At 68.7% G+C, this 20,698-nt stretch carries 17 protein-coding genes and 1 pseudogene; 5 read left to right on the top strand and 13 right to left on the bottom strand.

Features of this window, described 5'->3' with window-relative positions; translation table 11 throughout:
- Positions 1-179 precede the first annotated feature (179 nt).
- Both CFB49_RS22685 and CFB49_RS22680 read left to right on the top strand, forming a co-directional pair.
- Positions 180-1,148, top strand: a complete 969-nt coding sequence (locus tag CFB49_RS22685; protein ID WP_089492369.1) for an ABC transporter substrate-binding protein — start codon at positions 180-182, stop codon at positions 1,146-1,148.
- A 70-nt stretch (positions 1,149-1,218) separates the two neighbouring features.
- Positions 1,219-2,313 (top strand): LLM class flavin-dependent oxidoreductase, encoded by a 1,095-nt coding sequence (locus CFB49_RS22680; protein WP_089492368.1) that lies wholly within the window; start codon positions 1,219-1,221, stop codon positions 2,311-2,313.
- 75 nt (positions 2,314-2,388) lie between these two features.
- Here the strand turns inward: CFB49_RS22680 and CFB49_RS22675 are convergent, their stop codons facing one another.
- The 11 genes and pseudogenes from CFB49_RS22675 to CFB49_RS22625 form a co-directional block, all read right to left on the bottom strand.
- Complete coding sequence (locus CFB49_RS22675; RefSeq protein WP_089492367.1) at positions 2,389-3,321, bottom strand: ABC transporter substrate-binding protein; 933 nt, start codon at positions 3,319-3,321, stop codon at positions 2,389-2,391.
- A gap of 34 nt (positions 3,322-3,355) precedes the next feature.
- Positions 3,356-5,149, bottom strand: coding sequence for an amino acid ABC transporter permease/ATP-binding protein (locus CFB49_RS22670; RefSeq protein ID WP_089492366.1), 1,794 nt, complete (start codon positions 5,147-5,149; stop codon positions 3,356-3,358).
- 60 nt (positions 5,150-5,209) lie between these two features.
- Complete coding sequence (locus CFB49_RS22665; protein WP_089492365.1) at positions 5,210-6,562, bottom strand: LLM class flavin-dependent oxidoreductase; 1,353 nt, start codon at positions 6,560-6,562, stop codon at positions 5,210-5,212.
- A gap of 10 nt (positions 6,563-6,572) precedes the next feature.
- Positions 6,573-7,622 (bottom strand): LLM class flavin-dependent oxidoreductase, encoded by a 1,050-nt coding sequence (locus CFB49_RS22660; RefSeq protein WP_089436495.1) that lies wholly within the window; start codon positions 7,620-7,622, stop codon positions 6,573-6,575.
- 46 nt (positions 7,623-7,668) lie between these two features.
- Entirely contained in the window at positions 7,669-8,619 is a 951-nt protein-coding gene (locus CFB49_RS22655) for an ABC transporter substrate-binding protein (RefSeq protein ID WP_089492364.1), read from the bottom strand.
- A 74-nt stretch (positions 8,620-8,693) separates the two neighbouring features.
- Positions 8,694-9,254 carry a GNAT family N-acetyltransferase gene (locus tag CFB49_RS22650; protein ID WP_089492363.1) on the bottom strand — a complete coding sequence of 187 codons (561 nt, stop codon included), beginning with the start codon at positions 9,252-9,254 and terminating at the stop codon, positions 8,694-8,696.
- A 472-nt stretch (positions 9,255-9,726) separates the two neighbouring features.
- Positions 9,727-10,650 carry a recombination-associated protein RdgC gene (locus CFB49_RS22645; protein ID WP_089492362.1) on the bottom strand — a complete coding sequence of 308 codons (924 nt, stop codon included), beginning with the start codon at positions 10,648-10,650 and terminating at the stop codon, positions 9,727-9,729.
- Between the two features lie 263 nt (positions 10,651-10,913).
- On the bottom strand, positions 10,914-11,948 hold the full coding sequence (locus CFB49_RS22640; protein ID WP_089492361.1) for a succinylglutamate desuccinylase/aspartoacylase family protein: 1,035 nt from the start codon (positions 11,946-11,948) through the stop codon (positions 10,914-10,916).
- 248 nt (positions 11,949-12,196) lie between these two features.
- Entirely contained in the window at positions 12,197-12,472 is a 276-nt protein-coding gene (locus CFB49_RS22635; protein WP_069619252.1) for a hypothetical protein, read from the bottom strand.
- A 253-nt stretch (positions 12,473-12,725) separates the two neighbouring features.
- Entirely contained in the window at positions 12,726-14,282 is a 1,557-nt protein-coding gene (locus tag CFB49_RS22630; RefSeq protein ID WP_089436490.1) for a sensor domain-containing diguanylate cyclase, read from the bottom strand.
- Positions 14,258-14,623 (bottom strand): annotated as a pseudogene (locus CFB49_RS22625) (zinc ribbon domain-containing protein); the annotation flags it as partial. The pseudogene CFB49_RS22625 and the gene CFB49_RS22630, both read right to left, overlap by 25 nt.
- Before the next feature lie 282 nt (positions 14,624-14,905).
- Here CFB49_RS22625 and CFB49_RS22615 point away from each other — a divergent pair.
- The 3 genes from CFB49_RS22615 to CFB49_RS22605 are packed head-to-tail and all read left to right on the top strand — an operon-like array spanning position 14,906 to position 19,727.
- Positions 14,906-17,782: a xanthine dehydrogenase family protein molybdopterin-binding subunit gene (locus tag CFB49_RS22615; RefSeq protein WP_089492360.1), complete on the top strand. Its 2,877-nt coding sequence runs from the start codon at positions 14,906-14,908 to the stop codon at positions 17,780-17,782.
- A complete protein-coding gene (locus CFB49_RS22610) occupies positions 17,779-18,468 on the top strand; it encodes a (2Fe-2S)-binding protein (RefSeq protein ID WP_089492359.1) in 690 nt (229 codons plus the stop codon). The genes CFB49_RS22615 and CFB49_RS22610 overlap by 4 nt, the downstream gene beginning before the upstream one ends.
- Positions 18,465-19,727 (top strand): cytochrome c, encoded by a 1,263-nt coding sequence (locus tag CFB49_RS22605; RefSeq protein WP_089492358.1) that lies wholly within the window; start codon positions 18,465-18,467, stop codon positions 19,725-19,727. The genes CFB49_RS22610 and CFB49_RS22605 overlap by 4 nt, the downstream gene beginning before the upstream one ends.
- A 91-nt stretch (positions 19,728-19,818) precedes the next feature.
- Here the strand turns inward: CFB49_RS22605 and CFB49_RS36415 are convergent, their stop codons facing one another.
- Positions 19,819-19,971: a hypothetical protein gene (locus CFB49_RS36415; protein ID WP_179234933.1), complete on the bottom strand. Its 153-nt coding sequence runs from the start codon at positions 19,969-19,971 to the stop codon at positions 19,819-19,821.
- A gap of 131 nt (positions 19,972-20,102) precedes the next feature.
- Complete coding sequence (gene pal, locus CFB49_RS22600; protein WP_089436486.1) at positions 20,103-20,594, bottom strand: peptidoglycan-associated lipoprotein Pal; 492 nt, start codon at positions 20,592-20,594, stop codon at positions 20,103-20,105.
- Positions 20,595-20,698: the final 104 nt, after the last annotated feature.

Below are 20,698 nucleotides of genomic sequence, written 5' to 3'. Positions count from 1 at the left end.
GAAATTCACGAAGCGGCGGCCGGCAGCCAGCACCGCGCATGGACGAATGCTTCATAAAATATTTGCATCTTTGCAAAGAAGAATATTGCGTTTGTGTCATGACGTGGATCGACGTATCTTCACCGGTTCCATCCGTTGCGCCGGCGGTTTCGCACGGCGGACAAACCTTCCGGGAGATCATGTTGCTGAGCCGAATCGTCACGGCGCTCTTGCTGGCGCTCGCCGCGCAGCCGGGCATCGCCAAAGACACCGTCACGCTGCGCGTCGGTGAACAGAACTACTTCAACATCCAGGCGTCGATGGAGGCGTCCGGCGCGCTGAAGGACCTGCCTTACACGATCGAATGGAAGCACTTCCAGGCCGCCGCGCCGGTGGCCGAAAGCCTGAACGGCAACGCGATCGACATCGGCTTCCTCGGCGATTCCGCGCTGCTCACGCTGGCCGCGCGCGGCGCGCCGGTCAAGGTCGTCGCGGTGTCGCGGCAGAGCCTCGACGGCGTCGCGATCCTCGTGCCGAAGAATTCGCCGGTGCGCACCGTGGCCGACCTGCAGGGCAAGACCATCGCGGTATGGCGCGGTGCATGGAGCCAGCAGCTCGTGCTGCGCGCGCTTGAACACGCGGGCCTGCGCGCCGATTCGGTGAAGTACGCGTACCTGATGCCGATCGACGCGACCAACGCGCTCGCGAACGGCTCGGTCGACGCGGTATCGCTGTGGGAGCCGTTCGTCAGCACGCTCGCGTTGCGACAAGGCGCGCGGCCCGTGACGACCGCACAGGGGCTGATGCCCGCGCTGAGCTTCGTCGCCGCGAACGAGCAGGCCGCGTCGGGCAAGCGCGCCGAGATCACCGATTTCCTGCGGCGCGTGGTGGTCGCGCGCCAGTGGGTCGACACCCATCCGCGCGAGTACGCGGACCTGTGGGCGAAGCGCGCGAATCTCGAACCCGACGTCGCGTATCGCTGGCTCAACAACGCGAAACAGCGCGTGGGCCCGGTCGACGAGACGGCCGCGAAGGATGCGCAGAATACGGCCGACTTCCTGCACAAGTCCGGCGTGATTCCGGCCGCGTACGACACGTCGAAGCTGCTCGACCGCTCGTATGCGGGTGCGTTCGCGGCGCCCGCGCAGAAGACGGCCGCCGCGCAGTAAGCGTGCGGCCCGTTTCACGATTTCCGCGATTTCCGCGCTTCCCGATCGATACATCCAAGGACATCCCGACATGCCAGTCGACATCATCGGCATGATCACCGCGACACCCGGCGCGGAGGTCGACGTACCGGGCGGCGCGGCCGTCCAGCCCGACTACGTGCGCCGCTTCGCGCAGGCGCACGAGGCCGCCGGCTTCGACCAGATCCTGATCGGCCATTTCAGCAACGCGGCGGACGGTTTCATCGTCGCGTCGTTCGCGGCCGCCGCGACCGAACGCATCCGGCTGCTGCTCGCGCACCGGCCGGGCGTGATCGTACCGTCGGCCGCCGCGCGGCAGATAGCGACGCTCGACGTGTTCAGCGGCGGCAGGCTCGCGCTGAACGTGGTGTCCGGCGGTGACGATGCGGATCTGCAGCGCGACGGCGATTTCGTGCCGCACGATGCGCGCTACCGCCGCACCGGCGAATATCTCGACGTGCTGAAACGGATCTGGCGGGCCGATGCGCCGGTCGATCACGACGGCGCGTTCTATCGGCTGCGCGGCGCGTCGCCGGTCGTGAAGGGGGAGCAGCGGCCGCACGTGCCGATCTATTTCGGCGGCTCGTCGCCGGCCGCGCTCGCGGTCGCGGGCGAGCATGCGGATGTCTACATGACGTGGGGCGAGCCGCTCGACGCGGTGCGCGAGCAGATCGCGCGCGTGCGGGCCGCCGCCGCGCCGTTCGGGCGTACGCCGCGCATCAGCGTGTCGTTCCGGCCGATCGTCGCCGATACCGAGGCGGCCGCGTGGGAGAAGGCCGAGGCGATCCGCGAGCGCGTGCGTGCGGCGCGCCTTGCGAACGGCCAGCCGATCGCCGGTCACGCGCCGCAGAACGCGGGCTCGCAGCGGCTGATGGCGGCCGCCGCGCAGGGCGACGTGCTCGACGAGCGGCTGTGGATGGGCGTCGCGAACCTGACCGGCGCGCGCTGGAATTCGACCGCGCTGGTCGGCACGCCCGAGCAGGTCGCGCGGGCGCTGGGCGCGTATTACCGGCTCGGCGTATCGACGTTCCTGATTCGCGGTTTCGATCCGCTCGACGATGCGCTGGCTTACGGGCGCGAGCTGATCCCGGCGATTCATGCGCATGTCGCGGAACTCGACCGGTATCGGGACGCGGTGCCGGCGTAGGCGAACGAGGCGTCGATCGAGTCGCCCCGGCATGTCCGTCACGACATGCCGGGGCGATTGTTTCGAACGAAACGCTCAGAACGACGGCAACCCCGGCGGATTGGTCTCCGCCCGCGCGATCGCCTCGCTCTGCAAACCCCAGCGCGCGAGCGCCTGTCCGTAGCGGCCGTTGCCGATCAGCGCGTTGGTCGCGAGCGTCAACGCGGGCGCGAGCCCGCTGCCGCGGCGCGTCGCGATCGCGACATCCGCATTCGCCGGCCAGCCGGCATTGACGACGCCGACGCGGCGGATCTTGCCGTTGCGCGCGGCCTCGTACGCGAGCGACGCGTTCGGGTTCAACTCCGCATCCGCGCGGCCCGACAGCAGCGCGACGCGCGCCGTCGCATCGTCGTCGAAATAGAGCAGCTCGGCCGGCTTCAGCCCCTGCGCGACGTTGCGCTTGCTCCATTCGAGCAGGATGCGCTCCTGGCTCGTGCCGGCGCCGGTGATGATCCGCAGGCCCGCGATGTCCTTCGGTTCCGCGATTTTCGCGATCGGGCTGCCGGTGCGAACGTAGAAGCCGTGCAGCCCGAGCCGGTAGGTCGTGAAATCGTATTTCTCCTTGCGCTTCTCGGTCACGCCGACGTTCGAGATCACCGCGTCGTACTTGCCGGACGTCAGCCCGAGCGGCCAGTCGGCCCATGCGATCGGCAGCAGCACGAGCGTGCGGCCGAGCGCGTCGGCGACGAGCTGCGCATAGTCGGGATCGGCGCCGACCACGGTGCGCGCGTCGGTCGCATAGGTCGACACGGGCGGCGCGTGCGGCGAAATCGCGACCGTGAACGCGCCGTCGCGCACCCAGTGGTAGCCGCTTGCCGCGCGGATGGCCGCGTCGTCGGGGCCGGCGCGCGGGCGGCCGGCCTGGCGCGGGTCGAGGTCGGCGGTGGCGGCCGCCGCGCGCGCCGCATGCCACGGCAGACCGGATGCCGCGACCAGCGCGGCCGTGATGAACTGGCGTCGATCGGTCATCGCGCGGCACCTCGCGGGTGGGAAGCGGCGCGCATCACAGCATCCGCGACAGGAACGCGCGCGTGCGCGAATGCGACGGCGCGTCGAGCACGACGGCGGGCGGCCCGGCCTCGACGATGCGCCCGCGTTCCATGAACAGCACGTTGTCCGCCACTTCGCGTGCGAAGCCGATCTCGTGCGTGACGATCACGAGCGTCGTGCCCGAGCGCGCGAGCTCCTTGATCACGTCGAGCACTTCGTTGACGAGTTCGGGATCGAGCGCCGACGTCGGTTCATCGAACAGCAGCACCTTCGGCCGCAATGCGAGCGCCCGCGCGATCGCGACGCGTTGCTGCTGGCCGCCGGACAACTGGCGCGGATACGCATCGGCCTTATCCGCCAAGCCGACCCGCGCGAGCAGCGTGCGCGCGGTGTGCTCGGCCGCGTCGCGCGTCACGCCGGCGACGGCGACCGGCGCTTCGATCAGGTTCTCGAGCACCGTCAGGTGCGGGAACAGGTTGAAGTTCTGAAACACCATGCCGACGGCCGTGCGTCGCTTCAGCACGTCGCGTTCGTTCAGTTCATGCAGCACGTCGCCGTCGCGGCGATAGCCGATCAGCTCGCCGTCGATGTCGATGAAGCCGTCGTCGACGCGTTCGAGATGGTTGATCGTGCGCAGCAGCGTCGACTTGCCGGAGCCCGACGGCCCGACGATCACGGTCACGCTGCCGCGCGGCGCGACGAACGACACGTTGTCGAGCACGCGCTGCATGCCGAACTGCTTCGACACGCCATGCACGGCCACTTCGCCGCCGGTGCGCGACACGGCCGCCGCGGTATCGGCGCGGGTGTCGCCGTCGGCCCGCGTGCTCGAGGCCGCGCGGCGCGACGCGACACGCCGCCACAGCCCGCCGATCCGCGCGAGGGCGAACGTGACCACGGACGGCGGCGGATTGCGCAGCGCGCCGCGTGCATAGTGCCGCTCGACCTGTACCTGGATCGCGGACAGCACGGTCAGGATGATCAGGTACCAGACGGTCGCGACCATCAGCAGCGGAATCACTTCGAGGTTGCGGCGGTAGATCACCTGCACCGTGTAGAACAGTTCCGGCATCGCGAGCACGTACACCATCGACGTGCCTTTCGCGAGCGTGATCAGGTCGTTGAACGCGGTCGGCAGGATCGCGCGCATCGCCTGCGGCAGCACGATACGCGACGTCTGGCGGCCGCGCGGCAGCCCGAGCGCGGCGGCGGCTTCGAGCTGCCCCTGGTCGACCGCGAGAATGCCGCCGCGGATCACTTCCGCGGAAAACGCCGCGTGGTTCAGCGTGAGGCCGAGCACGGCCGCGAGGAACGGGCTGATGAGGTCGGTGGTCGGCGTGTCGAACCACACGATGTCGGTGAACGGCACGCCAAGCCGCACATGCTCGTACAGGTAACCGAGGTTGTTCAGGATCAGCAGCAGCACGATCAGCGGAATCGAGCGGAACAGCCATACGAAGGTCCACGCGCTGGCGGACAGCAGTCGCGACCGCGAGAGCCGGGCCAGCGCGACGAACGCGCCGAGCACGAAGCCGAACACCGCGCCGAGCAGCGTCAGCACCAGCGTGCGCGCGAGCCCCGACAGCACCGGCGGCGACAGGAACCATTCGGCGAACACCGGCCAGCCCCATTGCGGGTTGCCGAGGATCGAATGCAGCGTGAGCGCGATCAGCACGAGCGCGAGTACGGTGCCGGCCGTGCGCGACCGGTGGCGCGCGGGCACGATCCGCAAATGCGTGCCGGGCTCGCGTGCGCCGGGGGAAGAGAGCGGCGGCAGCGCGCCGCCGAGGTGGGTCGTGTCGCTCATGTCGTTGTAATCCTGGAATCGGTCGATCGGCGGGCGCGCCGCGCGCGCGGCGCGGCGGCGTCAGGCATGCGCTTCGGCAGCCGTTTCCTGTGCTGCGCCGGGCGTCGCGTAGCGGCTCGCCTTGCGCGGCAGACCGAGGTGGTCGCGCAGCGTGGCGCCGGGCAGGTCGCGGCTGTAGCGGCCGCGCGCCTCGAGCACCGGAATCACGAGCTCGATGAAATCGTCGACGCCCTGCGCCTGTACCGGAAAACCGAGGATGAAGCCGTCGCCGGCGCCCGCGTCGTGCCAGCGGATCAGCTCGTCGGCGACGTGCTCGGCCGTGCCGATGAAGTTCGGGCGCGGCGTCGCGACCGCGAGCGCGGTCTCGCGCAGCGACAGGCCCTTGCGCTTCGCATCGGCCTTGATGCGGTCGGTGGTCGAGCGGAAGCTGTTGCGGCCGAGGTCGCCGAGTTCCGGGAACGGCGCGTCGAGCGCGTACTGCGTGAAATCGTGGTGATCGAAATAGCGGCCGAGGTACGCGAGCGCCTCGTCGATCGTCAGCAGGTCGCGGATCGCCTGGTATTTGTCCTCCGCTTCGGCGGCCGTGCGGCCGACGATCGGCCCGACGCCGGGGAAGATCTTCACGTCGCCGGCCTGTCGCCCGTGCTCGACCGCGCTCTGTTTCACGCGCCGCGTGAACGCGGCCGTTTCGTCGATCGACGGCGAATGCGTGAACACGGCATCCGCGTATTTGCCCGCGAGGCCGATCCCGGTGTCGGACGAGCCGGCCTGGAAGATCACCGGCTGCCCCTGCGGCGAGCGCTGGATGTTCAGCGGGCCCGCGACCTGGAAGAAGCGGCCGTGATGATCGAGCGTATGCAGCTTGTCGCGATCGAAGAAGCGGCCGGTCGCGCGGTCGCGCACGAATGCGTCGTCGTCCCAGCTGTCCCACAGCCCCTGCACGACGTCGAGATATTCGTCGGCGATCTCGTAGCGCAGTTCGTGATCCGGGTGCGCCTTGCCGTAGTTCTTCGCGGTGCCTTCGAGCGGCGTCGTCACGACGTTCCAGCCCGCGCGCCCGCCGCTGATCGCGTCGAGCGACGCGAGCTGCCGCGCGACCGTGAACGGTTCGCTGTACGACGTCGAGATCGTGCCCGCGAGCCCGATCTTCTTCGTCGCGACCGCGAGCGCCGACAGCACGGTCAGCGGCTCGAAGCGGTTCAGGAAGTGCGGGATCGACTTCTCGTTGATGTAGAGGCCGTCCGCGACGAACGCGAACGCGATGCCGGCGGCTTCCGCCTTGCGCGCGACGCCGATCGCGAAGTCGAGGTTGATGCTCGCGTCGGGCGGGTTGCTCGGATGCCGCCACGCGTTCATGTGGCTGCCTGCGCCTTGCAGCATCAGGCCGAAAGGGATCGATCGTCGGGTCGTCATGATGGGAGCGTCATGCGTTCTGGTCAGGGGAAAGGGAGCGGTCGGCCGCGAGGGCCGCCTGCAACGGCGTGGTGGATAGCGCGCCGCCGAGCCATTCGGCCGACGCGAGCCGTGCCGCGTAGTCGGATACCGGCGAATCGATCACGAACGCATCGACGTCGAGCCGCCGGCTCAGTGCGTCGAGCGCACGATGCACGCGCTCGGGCGTATCGGCCAGCACCGTCGGGCGCAGCTCGTCGATCCGGTAGTCGGACGCGCCGCTTTGCCGCGCGAATTCCGCGGCCGCCTGCGCGCTGCCGAGATTGAAGCTCTGGCCGCCCGCGAACTGCAGCTTGAAGATCTTCAGCGGCCCGATCAGGCGCTCGGCCTCGTCGCGCGTCGGCGCGGCGACCGCGTACAGCGCGACGAGCGGCTTCTCGCCGCCCGCGCTGCGGTATGCGTCGAGCGAGCGTTCGAGATTCGCGTCGTCGCCGTTGAAATGGCCCGCGTAGCAGAAGCGCCAGCCGTTGCGCGCGGCGAGCGCGCCGCTGTCCGGCGAGCCGCCGAGCAGGACGCGTTCGGGCAATTGCGGCGGCACCGGCATCGCGACCGCGCCGGCGAGCGGATGATCTTCGGCCACGCCCCAGCCGAGAAACGCGTCGAGCTCCGCGAGCTGCCCCGCGAAATCGGGCTTGCGCGCCTTGTCGTGGAACCACTGCAGCGCGCGCGTGGTCAGCGGCAGCCCGCCGGGCGCCTTGCCGATGCCGAGATCGACGCGGCCCGGCGCGAGCGCGGCCAGCAGCTTGAATGTTTCCGCGACCTTGAACGGGCTGTAGTGCTGCAGCATCACGCCGCCCGAGCCGATGCGGATGCGCGACGTGTGCGCGAGCAGGTGCGCGACGACGATCTCCGGTGCCGAACTGGCGAACCCCGGCGTGCCGTGATGTTCGGCGACCCAGAAGCGCGCGTAGCCGAGCTGTTCGGCGCGGCGCGCGAGCGTGGTGGTGAAGCGCAGTGCGTCGGCGGCGTTCGCGCCGTCGGCGATCGGACTCTTGTCCAGCAACGAAAGCGAATAAGACATGGTGAGCGGCGTTCCTGCGTGAGCGTGGATGGACGGTTGCGGGCGCTCAGCTTTTCGGCAGCCCGGGCGGATTCGTGCGCGACTGGTCGATCGCTTCGGACGCGAGGTTCCAGCGGTCGAGTACCTGCTGGTAGCGGCCGTTCTTGATCAGCCCGTTCAGCGCGACGGTCAGCGGCTCGGCGAGGCCGCTGCCGCGGCGCGTGGCGATCGCGATGTCGGCCGTGCGCGGCCAGCCGCCGCTGATCGCGCCGACGAGCCGCGTCTTGCCTTGTTGCGCGCTTTGGTACGCGAGCACCGAGTTCACGCTGAACACCACGTCGGCCCGGCCGGACTGCACGGCGACGATGCGCATCGCCTGGTCGTCGTAGTACTGGATCTGCACGGGTTTCAGCCCGTGCGCGACGTTGTCGCGGTCCCACGCGAGCAGGATCTTTTCCTGGTTGGTGCCGGCGTCCGTCACGATGCGCAGCCCCGCGACGTCCTTCGGCTCGCGGATCGCCGGGATCTTGCTGTCGTTGCGCACGTAGAAGCCGACCTGATCCTTGCGGTAGGTCGAGAAATCGAACTTCTGCTTGCGCTCCTCGGTGACGGTCACGTTCGAGATCACCGCGTCGACTTTCCCGGATTCGAGCGCAAGCGGCCAGTCGGCCCACGCGAGCGCGACGATCTTCAGCTTGCGACCGAGGCTGTCCGACACGAGCTGGCCGACGTCGGCATCGAAGCCGATCACCGTGCGAGCGTCGGTCGCATAGGAGCTGATCGGCGGCAGGCTCGGCGCGATGCCGATCGTCAGCGTGCCGGGCTCGGCGAACTTGAACGACGCGGGCACCGCGCGCTCGACCGCCGCATCGGCCGTGCCGCGCGGGCGGCCGCGCTGCTCGGGGCTCAGGTCGAAGGTCGCGGCGGCCGCGGCCATCGCGGCGAAGGCGCTCAGGCCGATCAGCGCGGCGGTCAGCGTGCGCACGGCACGGGATGAAAGCGGTACGGCTCGATGCATGAAAACGTCCTGTCGTGGAAGCGTGGAATCGTTGAAAGCGGAATGGGCGACGTGGAATGCGGGGCGCCGTGCGCTCAGCGCGGCAGCGCCGCTTCGGGCACGGGCGCCCACAGGTCGGCCAGCGTCGACGTGCGCGACGGATCGACGAGATCCTTGCCGAAACGGAGGTGGAAATACGCTTCGGGATCGATCGACGAATCGAACAGCCGCGTGTAGCCGGTGCGGTCGTACAGCGCCCACGCTTCGGGTTGGCGAAAGCCGGTCGTCAGGTAGAGACGGCGGTAGCCCTGTTGCGCGGCGCGCAGTTCGAGCGCTTCGACGATGCGCCGCGCGAGGCCCTGGCGGCGGAGGTCGGCGCGGGTCCAGATGCGTTTCAGTTCGGCGGTCTGCGCGTCGTAGCGCTTGAACGCGCCGCCGCCGATCGTCTCGCCGTCGCGCAGCAACAGCACGAACGCGCCTTCGGGCGGCGCGAACAGCTCGGCCGGGTAGCGCGCGAGTTCGTCGCGGGCCGACGCGCGGCTGTCGGGGCGGTATGCGTCGTAACGGGTCGAATACTCGTCGATCAGCGCGTCGATCAGCGGCTGCGCGCGGACGTCGAGCGGCGTCGTGTCGATGATGCGGTCGTTCGTGGCCATGGGCATCGCGAATGGCGCGCGATGCGGACGTTCCTGGCGGGATGCGGGCACGCGGCCCGTCCGGTCTGTTCCGTTATCGCGACGCAGTTGTCGTGATGGCGGCGGCTGTCGTGCTGCGTGCGACGCATCCGGCGTGCCGCCGCCGTTTCGAACACGTTAGCGGCGCGGCCGGCAAAGACGAACGAAGCAATTTCGATAAGGATTTCGCGGAAGGCGGAAGAAGGCTTGCAGGAGGAGTGGGGTGGGGTGAGCGGGCGTGGTGGGGGCCGTGCCCGTTCGAGGTGTGTAGGACGCGGCTGATCGCCGGGAATTGGCGCGGTGTTGTCGTCTCGATGGCCGGCCGGTGATGTCGATTCGGGGCGGGCTTGCCCGCAGCGCGAGCGCACGGCCGAGGCCCGTCGCCAGCGTGGCGACGGGTTCTCCTCGAATTGTCGGGTCAGCGCGGCGCGATGATCGTCGACGACGGCGGCATTCAGGCTGCCGCCGCCTGAGGAATCGCGTCCTGCCGATCGCCGCCCAGGATCTCGACAAGACTGCTCAGCATCCGCGCCAATTCACCCGTCATCAGCGTGAAGTCCGAATCGAAGCGTTCATCGTCATTCTGCGCGGTCGGATCCGCCGCCTCCTTGATCACGTCGAGCGGCGCGACGCGCTTGATCGTCAGCGACGGCGTCAGCACGAACGAGATCCGGTCATCCCAGGTCATCGCGAGGCGCATGCATTGTTTGCCCGATTCGATGTGCCGGCGCATGTCGTTCGCTTCCAGCGCGTGGCCGACGTATCGCACCGTGGCGCCGCCTTCGCCGCTCGAGCGCAATTCGGCGTCCTGATCGACGGTGAATCCGCCCGGCGCGTCGCCGGACAGCAGCCAGTCCGTCATCGCGGCGACCGGCGAGCGCGCCAGCTGAACGCCGGCGAGCGGCAATTGGTCGATCGATTTGACGAGCAGGCTGCGAACGTCGTCGGCAAGCGCCTGGGCCGCCGCATCGATGACGAGCCAGCCGTTCGCCGTGTCGATCCACACGCGGGTATCGCGGCGAATGCTGAACGCGCGCGGCAGCAGTTCGTCGGTCACCTGTTCCTTGAGTTCGCGCAGTTGCTTCCGGCCGACCTTGAAGCCCTGCTGCTCCTCGACTTCGAGCGCGCGCGACTTGGTCACCTGATTGACGACCGACGCCGGGAGCAGCTTCTTTTCGGCACGAAACAGCAGCAGCATCTGCCGGTTGTTCGAATACACGAGCGCGCCGTCGTCACGCGGCGACGCCCATCCGGCGCGCTGCATTTCGACGCTGCTGCCCGGCTGGAACGCGTGAGGCGCCAGCCATTTTTCCATCTGGTCGGGGGTGACGGCCCAAGGGGCCGGAAGACGATGAAGCTGAAGGTTCTTGAACCACATGGGAGAACGGGCAAAGCGCGTCATTCTATATGACGGGGAGAGTTGGCGGGCGGGAGCGGTCGCTCGACGTCGGCACCAGGGGCGGTGACGGTTCCTGCCCGAGTCTGTCAACGGCCGCGCGCCGATGCAGGGAAAGGTACGACGGGGCGGAAATTGACCGATACCGAGCCACGGCGATACAGGCGAGTGCAATACCCAAAGCCGGGTCGCGCCGAAGGACCGCAACGAGTGGCGGATTCAACCGAAAGAGTCGGCCGGCTTCCTCACCCGACGACACGCGGCGGCGTCGACAACTCCGCCAACTGAAACAGACAATCCCCGCGCTGGACCTGCGCGGGTACCCGCTTGCACACCGCTTCGCCATCGCCGTTGAACCGGTGCAGCACCGGTTCACGCAACGGCGTATCGGGAAAATGCACCCACGCGGCCGGCTGCCCGGCTTTCACCTGGTCGCCGAGTTCGACGAGCGGTTCATACAGCCCGCGCTCGTACGCATAGACGAAATGACGATCGCCGTCGACGCGCATGAAGCGCGTGACGGTCGGCGGCGCGTCGGGCACGAGCGCGCCGTGCAGCAGCCCGATATGGCCGAGGTAATGCAGCAGCCCCTGGCGGCCGAGCCGGATCAGCGACGGATCGGCCATGCCGGCGCCGCCGAGTTCGGTGACGATCGAGATCGCGCCTTGCCGACGCGCGGCCGACGCCGAATGCACGGGATTCGGCGCGTGCAGCAGCGCGTTCTGCAACCCGAACGCGACCAGCAGCCCGTGGAGCTTCTCGGCTTCGTCGGCGTCGAGCGGATCGATCGCGAGCATGTTGCCGCCCTGGTACAGCAGCGAGCTGCCGCCCGAATGCAGATCGACCAGGTACTGCGCGCGCGACAGCAGCGCGTGCTCGATGTAGTGGGCGATCATCTGCGTCGGCGTGCCGGTCGGGTCGCCGGGAAAACTGCGGTTCAGGTTGCCTTCGTCGAGCGGCGACACGCGCAGGCCCGCATCCGCCGCCGGGAAATTCGCCATCGGCAGCAGGATCAACTGGCCGCTGACCATGTCGGGTTCGATCTCGCGCATCAGTTGCGACACGATGATCTGGCCTTCGTACTCGTCGCCGTGGTTGCCGGCCATCACGAGCGCGACCGGGCCGTCGCCGTTGCGGATCGACGCGATCGGAATCGGCAGCCAGCCGTAGGCGGAGCGGTGCACGGAGTGCGGCAGCCGCAGGTAGCCCGCGTGCTTGCCTTGCGCGTCGAGATCGATTTCGCAGTGGATGGGGTTTCGGGGGGAGGAAGAGGCGGTCATGGCGGTATCGTTCGATGAACGGAATCTGCCATCTTATAGGGGAAACCGGCAACGCGCGGCGGGCGGGGCGGGATCAATCCGGATACGCGCGGCTGCGGCCGGGCGCAGTGCCTTGCGTAGCCGGCCCGATACGCGCGACCGCGCGATGTTGCAGCGATGAACGCATGCCGGTGCGCCGGCCGGCCGCATTCGCGCGTCGCGTTTCGCGCCGGTCCCTTGTCGCGGCGGGGCCGGCGCGCACAACGGGCTTACCGGCCGGATGTTTCGGCTTCGAGACGTCCTTCTTCCCACAGTGCCCAGAAACGGCTGCCGGCGCGATACGGATTCGCACGCCGCGCGGCGTGATCGGCGACACCCTGGCGAAACGCGCCGTATAGCGTGAGCGGCGGATTGTCGATGCATGCGGCTTCGTACGCGGCCGGCATCCGGCGGTCGGACACGAGCCGGCGAATCAGCGATGCGCCGTCGATCACCGCCTGTTCGTCGATGATGTCGGTTCGTGCGAGGACGTCGACGGTATTCATGTTGGGCTCCCTGGAACGTTCTTTCTCCATCAAGGAGCAATAAGAATGCCAGCCGGTAAATGTCGCTCTCGGCCTCGATCGTGCAGGCTTCTGCCGTCATCGTGCCGCGTGCCGGACGGCGATGTTACGGAACACGTCACGTGACACGCGAACGCGCAGCGCCCCGTGCGAACCCGCAAAGCGTTTCGGAGTTGAATCGTCGGGCGGCGGCGGCAGGCCGGGAAAGGGCGGATGCGCGGCGCGCGTCGGCGGCTCAGGTCGTGGCGGCCGGCGCCATGCGGCGGCTGCCGCTGCCGCTCGAGTAGAAGCAGTAGATGCCCTTGCCGGCCGACTTCGCGTCGTACAGCGCGCTGTCGGCCTGCTGGATCAACTCGTCGGGCGAGCCGTGCCCGTCGTCGAGCGCGATGCCGATGCTGATCCCGATGCAGACGGTCTCGCCGATCGACAGCGCGTACGGCGCCGAAATCTGCCGGATGATCCGCGCGGCGAGGATCGAGCATGCGTGCATCGTCGTGTCGTCGATCGCGACGATGAATTCGTCGCCGCCGATGCGTGCGGCGAGCTCGCCCGGCGGCAGCGTCTTGCCGAGCCGCTCGGCGACCTGCATGAGCACTTCGTCGCCGGCCTGGTGGCCGAAGCGATCGTTGATCGACTTGAAGCCGTCGAGGTCGAGATACATGACGGCGAGCGCGGGGCTCGGCAGCCGCGGCCGGCGCGCGAGCATCCGCTTGAGCGCCGCATGCAGTTCGTGGCGGTTCGGCAATCCCGTCAGCGCGTCGTGCCGCGCGAGGTGCCGGATATGCTGTTCGGTCTGGCGGCGCGCGGTGACGTCCTCGACGATGATCACCGCGTTGCCGTCCGGCACGCGGTGGCGCGTCAGTTCGAGCTGGCGGCCGTCGGCGAGCACGATGTCGAGCGGCGCGGATTCGCCGCGGCTCAGCCACGCATCGCACTGCGCGGCGAGGCCGGCGCCGCCGGGATCGGTCACGGCATGCGCGCCGAGCGCGGCGACCACGGCCGGCAGCGGCGTATCGAGCATGATCTCGCGCGGCGAGCCGAACAGTTGCGCAGTGCGCCGGTTCGCGACGATCACGCGGCTGTCGCCGTCGATCATGCACAGGCCGTGCGGCATGTAGGTGAGGGCCGCGTCGAAGCGTGCGACGAGTTCGGCGTTGCGCTGGCGTGCGGCGATCAGCGCGACGAGCACGCGGTAGTGACGCTGCACGACCGTACGCATCGCCGCCAGATAGATCACGAGCGGCGGTACCAGCAGCCACGCGCCGTTTCGCGGCGCCAGCAGCGCGCCGACGCCGATCGGCAGCACGCCGAGCACGACCTGCGTCATCGCGAGCCGCGGCAGCGCCGAATTGCGCGACGCGATCCCGCCGAACACGCCGCCCGCGACCATCACGGACAGCGTGCCGAGCTCGACGTCGGCGGCCTGCACGCAGCCCATCACGCCCAGGCCGAGCACGAAGCATGCGACGAGCGACACCGGCGCGTAGCGCATCGCCCAGTACTCGGTGCGATCGTCGCCTGCGTCGCGCCGCACCGTGTAGGCTCGTACGATCGACAGGCGCGCAACGAGCAGGCCGACGTCCAGGACGAGCCATGCGAGGCACCACAGCTGCTGCAGCCGCATCAGCGCGACGGCCGCGACGAAGCCGCTCGCGAGCCCGGACAGCGCCATCGGGCGTATGTCCTCGAACAGCGTCACGAGCATCGACGGACGCAGCGCGGCCGTCACGCGGTGGTTGCCGGAGGGGGGAGTGGCGAGAACGGAGTTCAGGAGAGACGCTCTGACTGCCATGATTGTCGACCTCGACACGATGTCTCGATGGCTGGCGGCGCCCGCACGGCACGTGGCGGAAGCCCGGCCGAGCCGGATGCGCACAACATTACCTTGACGTCCTCCTCTCCGCAAAGGGAGAGAATTCCCACACCTGGCGATGCACGTCCGCATCGGAGAATGTTCAGCGCAGCGTTGGTATCTCGATCATGCTCGACACCACAGTCACTGCAGGCCCATTCTCTTACTCGCAGTCCCGCGATACCTTTCGGCCGCGTCGTGCTGTCTTTCGACCCGCACGCCGAACAGGACTGGGTCGAACCGCTTTCGTCGACTTCCTCGAACGTGGCCCCGTGCGCGGTCGTCAGTCCCGGCTGCGAGCGGCTTGCGGATTCGGCGGCGCAAAGGCCGGGGCGTTGTGAACGGCACGATGTACGACGGCATCCGGCCGCACGCAAACGGCCAACGGATCGCCCCGCGACCACCCGTCGCAGCCCGGCTGAAACCCGTTATAAGAATTCCAATAAGTATTTCATGCGGGAAATACTATAGGCGATATATCAAAAACAATGCCAGAATGCGCGCCGCTCCGAACGCCGCGACACCCGATCGCCGTCCGAGCCGCCTCAGGAGGTTTCCCCCCAATGAAAAACCACGGCCTGTCACGGCGGGGTTTTCTGAAAGCCAGCGTGCTGGCGGGCGTCGCGGTGTATGTCGCGCCCATCGGCAGCCGCGCGTTCGCGGCGCTCTTCGAAGAAAAACTCCTCACGCCCGTCAAATGGGATAGCGTCACCGGTATCCCCCAATTCCGCATCGACGGCATCGCGAAGGTCACGGGCTCGAAAGTGTTCGCCCGCGACGTGCGCGCGGCCGACATGCCGCACTGGCCACAGCAGCAATCGCACGCGCTGATCCTGCGCGTCACGCAGGCCGACCGGACGTACGAAGGCTTCGACCTGTCGCTGCTCGGCGACGAGCTGAAACCGGACCGCGTGGTCACGGCCGACGATCTCGCGCGCGACGGCGTCGCGTTCCCGACGTTCTACGGCGACGACATGCTGTTGCCGGCCGGCAAGACGCCCGCGTATCTCGGCCATGCGGTCGCGATCCTGATCTATCACGACTTCGCGCGCTTCCGCTTCGCGAAGAACGCGCTCAAGTTTCGCGACGACGTGATCCGTTACGGCGCGGTCACGGGCCCGCTCGAGCGCGATCCGTGGGGCACCTTCCGCTACGTGCGCGTGGGCGGCAAGACCGCCTATGACGACGACGTCTATTCGAGCCTGAAGGACGCGCCGATCTTCCCGAGCATGATGCGCAAGCACCTGCCGGTATGGCCGGACGGCAAGGAGCACGGCAAGCTCGACGAGCAGGGCATGTTCCTCGCCGGGCAGATCGCCGCCGAACTCGACCATCCGTCGGCCGACTGGCTCGTGTTCGACCGCGAATACAACACGCAGTCGGTCGACACGGCCGCGCTCGAACCCGACAACGCGAACTGCTGGTACGACGCCGCGACGCAATCGCTGCATCTCGTCGTGCCGACCCAGTCGCCGCTGGAAGTGTCGGAGAACGCGGCCGCGATGGTCGCGAAATGCCGCTTCCCGGTGAAGAAGCTGTTCGTGCATCCGTGCTACACGGTCGGCTACGGCTCGAAGGATCACTTCAACGTGCCGTTCTACGGCCTCGTCTGCGCGCTGTACGCGGACGGCCGCCCCGTGCGTTTCGCGAACGATCGCTACGAGCAGTTCCAGACGTCGCTGAAGCGCCACGCGTTCAAGATGCATTACCGGATCGCGGTCGACCGCAACACGGGCCTGCTGCAGTCGTTCAAGGGCGACTTCGAGGCGAACGGCGGCGGTCGCTCGAACTTCTCGCCGTCGGTCGCGATGGTCGGCGCGACGGCCGCGCAATCGATCTACTACTTCCCGAAGAGCGACCTCGCGGCCGTCGCGATCGCGTCGCGCGCGATCGACGCCGGGTCCGCGCGCGGCTACGGCACGCTGCAGAGCATGGCCGCGACCGAGATGGCGGTCGACGAGATCGCCGCGCAACTGAACATCGACCCGATCGACTTCCGGCTGCGCAACGCGCTGCGTTCGGGGATGAAGAACACGCAGGGGGCGATTCCCGCCGGCGCGCTGCGCGTCGACGAAGTGCTCGAGCGCGCGAAGCAGCATCCGCTGTGGACGCGCCGTGCCGCGCGCAAGGCCGAATTCGAGGCCGCGCATCCGGGCAAGCGCTACGGCGTCGGCTTCGCGTGCGTGCAGAAGGATTTCGGCACGGGCGCGGAAGCGTCGTTCGCGAAGGTCGAATTCGACGAGCACGGCAAGGTGTCGCTGCAGCACACGGCGGCCGAGATCGGCACCGGGATGTCGACGTCGCAGGCCGTCGCGGTCGCAAAATGGCTCGGCCGGCCGGCGACCGACGTGCGTGTCGCGCTGACCGAATGGCCGGACCTGCCGGTCGAGACGAGCGGCGACCCGTACCTGATGTCGCAGGCCGATCAGGACCGCCTGAGCGCGAACCCGCGCTGGTCGCCCGGTTATGCGTCGCCGTCGAGCGCGACGAACTCCGCGTACTACTTCACGCACAGCACGCGCGAAGCCGCGCGCGCCGTGTTCCGCTACGGGCTGTGGCCGGCCGCGATGTCGATCTGGACGCGCGGCCTCGGCGGCGGCCAGGCCGCGCCGTACACGATCCGCATCGAGGATGCACGCTGGGTCGACGGCAAGCTGACCGCCGACGGCCTCGAGCCGCTGACGTTCGAGCAGCTCGCGAAGCAGGCGCATGCGCTCGGCCTGCCGACCGGCGCCGTCGTGCACGTGTTCAACCGGTGGCAGTGGACCGACGCCGAATTCGAGATAGGTGGCGCAATCGAGCGTCTGCCGATCGACGGGCTGTCGCTGCGCGTCGGCGCGCCGAAGACCGGCGACGACGGCCCGCTGCCGGGCACCGCCGCACCGGCCGGCGCGACCGCGCTGCGCGGCACATTGCCGCCGACCGCGAACGGCTATCGCGTGCTCGATCGCAAGCGCGTGTTCATCCCGCCGACGAGCCGCAACAACGCGGCCGTCACGTACTACACGGCGGTGGGCACGCTCGTCGAGCTGGCCGTGCACGAAGCGACCGGCAAGGTCGAACTGCTCACGCATCACTCGATCATGGAATGCGGCAACCAGATTTCGCCGCAACTCGTGTCGGGCCAGTTGCAGGGCGGTCTCGCGATGGGCATCGGCCATGCGCTGCACGAGTACCTGCCGCTCTACGAGGACGGCCCCGGCAACGGCACGTGGAATTTCAACCGTTACCCGTTGCCGCGCGCGTCCGACGTCGCCGTATGGACGCAAACGGGCGACGTGCTGCCGCCGCTGTCCGAGACTGATCCGCCGAAGGGCGTCGCCGAAGTGGTGATGATTCCCGTCGTCGGCGCGATCGTGAACGGCATCGCGCACGCGATCGGCCATCGTTTCACCGACCTGCCGGTGACCCCGCAAAAGATTCAGGAGGTGCTCGCATGACGACCGCCCAAACCGCGGCTTCGGCCGCGAGCGCCGGCGCGTCCGCGTCGAATGCGGCTTCGGCCGCTCCGGCATCCATACCCGCTGCACCTGCTGCACCCGCTGCGGCTTCGGCACCCGTCGAGCGTCCGCTCGTCCGGTTCCAGCGGAAGCCGCTGTCGGTCAACATCAACGGCAAGTCGGTCGGCCCGATGCCGGTGCCGGAAGGGCTGATGATGATCGAGTTCCTGCACGAGTACCTGGGCCTCACCGGTTCGCGGCTCGGCTGCGGGCAGGGCGTCTGCCACGCGTGCGTCGTGATCGTCGACAAGCCGGACGGCACGAGCGAGGAGATGCGCACCTGCATCACCGGCGCGCACTTCTTCCACGGCCGTTCGATCCGCACGATCGAAGGCCACGCGAAGCGCAACGAAGCCGGCGAGGTGGTCGAGCTGTCGACGATCCAGCAGAAGTTCCTCGAGCACTTCAGCTTCCAGTGCGGCTACTGCACACCGGGTTTCGTCAACGCGGCGACCGTGCTGATCGAACGCCTGAAGCGCGAGCCGATCGCGAAGGCCGACGTGGAACGCACGATCACCGACGCGCTCGATGCGCACCTCTGCCGCTGCACGGGCTATGTCCGCTACTACGAAGCCGTGAAGGACGTGGTGCTGACGACGCCGGGACTCGTGAAGGAAGCCCCATGAAACGCACACTCGCTCATCGTGCCGCGCGGGCTGCGGGCGTGCCTGCGCTCGCAGCGGCCTGCGCGCTGCTGCTCGCCGCCTGCGGTGGCCACGACGCGCCGGCGTCGAGCGCGGCGTCCGGCGCGCCCGGCGCCGACGTGGTCGCGCGCGGCCGCTATCTCGTCAAGGCCGCCGACTGCGCGGCGTGCCACACCGCGAAGGACGGCGCACCGTTCGCCGGCGGCGCGGCGCTCGAATCGCCGTTCGGCACGTTCTACGGCTCGAACATCACGCCCGACAAGGATCACGGGATCGGCGGCTGGAGCGCGGACGACTTCTACGCCGCGCTGCACGACGGCAAGGCGCCGGGCAAGCGCCTGTATCCGTCGATGCCGTACACGTCGTATCGGCAGCTCACGCGGGCCGACGTCGACGCGATGTACGCGTACCTGATGACGGTCAAACCGGTCGCGCGGGAAAACCGTGCGCACGACCTGACGTTCCCGTACAACCTGCGCTTCGGCATGGTCTTCTGGGACATGCTGTTCCTGAAGGACAGCCTGCCGGATGCGTCGGCCGGCCAATCCGCCGACTGGCAGCGCGGCCGCTATCTCGCGGGCGCGCTCGGCCACTGCGCGGAATGCCACACGCCGCGCGCGTTCACGGGCCAGCTCGACAGCGCGAAGCCGTTTGCGGGCGCCGCGCTCGGCCGCGTGGCCGCGCCCGACATCACGCCGGCCGGCCTCGCCGCGCGCGGCTGGACGGGGAGCGACCTGCAGACGTTCTTCGGCGTCGGCATTGCGCCGCAAGGCTCGGCGTTCGGCGAGATGTATCCGGTCGTACACCTGAGCACGCAGTACCTGACCAAGGACGACCTGCGCGGCCTGTCGACGTACCTGCTCGGCGATACGCCGCCCGCGCCGCAACCGGTGAAGCCGGTGTCGGCCGATGCCGCGCAGCTGGCGGCCGGCCGCTCGGTGTACCTCGCGGTGTGCGCGGGCTGTCACGGCTTCGACGGCGAAGGCAAGCCGCACGTGGCAGTGTCGATGAACGGCAATTCGACGGTGCGTCAGCCCGACTCGCGCAACCTGCTGGTCGCGATGCTCGACGGCATCGACGAGCAGAAGTTCGCCGGCTTCGACAACCTGCAGCCGATGCCGGGTTTCGCGAAAACGCTGAGCGACGACGAACTCGCGCAGCTCGCGAACTACCTGCGCGCGACGTGGGGCGGCCAGCCCGCGAGTGTCACGCCGGCCGACGTGAAGGCGATGCGGCAATAAATCGGGCAACGAAGCAGGGCGTCGCGCGCGACGCGGCCGGGCACCGGCCGCGCTTGTACGTGACGCCCGTTCAAGCCAGTTCGGCGGCGCGTCAGTAGCCGCCGCCTCCGCCACTGCCGCCGGCGCCGCCGTACCGGCTCATGCCCGGTCCTTGCGACACGCCGCCGCCCGACGACGTACAGCCCGCCGACAGCACGAGCACCAGCGCCGCGATCAGCGTCGCAGCCAACGTTGCCGATTTCATGGCAATCTCCTTGCAGCGCGCAGGCCCACAGGAAAGGCGGTTCGCGTGAACCGCGCGTCTGCGCGATGACAAGACGTTTCGGCGGGGCGCTTATTCCATGCTTTTTGCGTATCGCCGCGGCGGCGCCTGGATCAACGATAGACGAGATCGGCGCGGCGGTTCTGCGCCCACGCTTCCTCGTCGTGGCCGGCCGCGACCGGCTTTTCCTTGCCGAGGCTGACGGCCTCGAGTTGCGTCGCCGGCACGCCGAGCGTTTCAAGCGCGCTCGCCACGGCCTGCGAGCGGCGCTGGCCGAGCGCGAGGTTGTATTCGGACGTGCCGCGCTCGTCGGTGTTGCCCTGGATCAGCACGCGCCGCGCGGGATGGCTGCGCAGGTAGTCGGCGTGCGCCTGCAGCAGCGACTGGAATTCGGGCTTCACCGAGTACTGGTCGAAGTCGAAGTAGATGCTGCGCTTGGCGAGCGGGCTGTTCGGATTGTTCAGATCGTCGGCTGTTACCGTCGCGACGGCTTCACTCGAGGGCGTCGGCGCCGCGCCGGCATTCTCGGGCGTTTTCGCCGCGTGGTGGCAACCGGCCAGCAGGACGAAAGTTGCCAGGACCGCAATTCGCTTCATTTTGCTCATCGTTCTTCTCCAGCGGTTGACTGCGTTGAAAGCGGGATGCGTGCCATTCGCACGCAGCCGTCCGGTCGCCATGGCGCGAAAGGTCCGGCTCCGTTGCCGTGATG

Source organism: Burkholderia sp. AU17457, assembly GCF_002223255.1.
Classification (GTDB): domain Bacteria; phylum Pseudomonadota; class Gammaproteobacteria; order Burkholderiales; family Burkholderiaceae; genus Burkholderia; species Burkholderia sola.
This window is presented reverse-complemented; position numbering and strand designations above follow the sequence as displayed.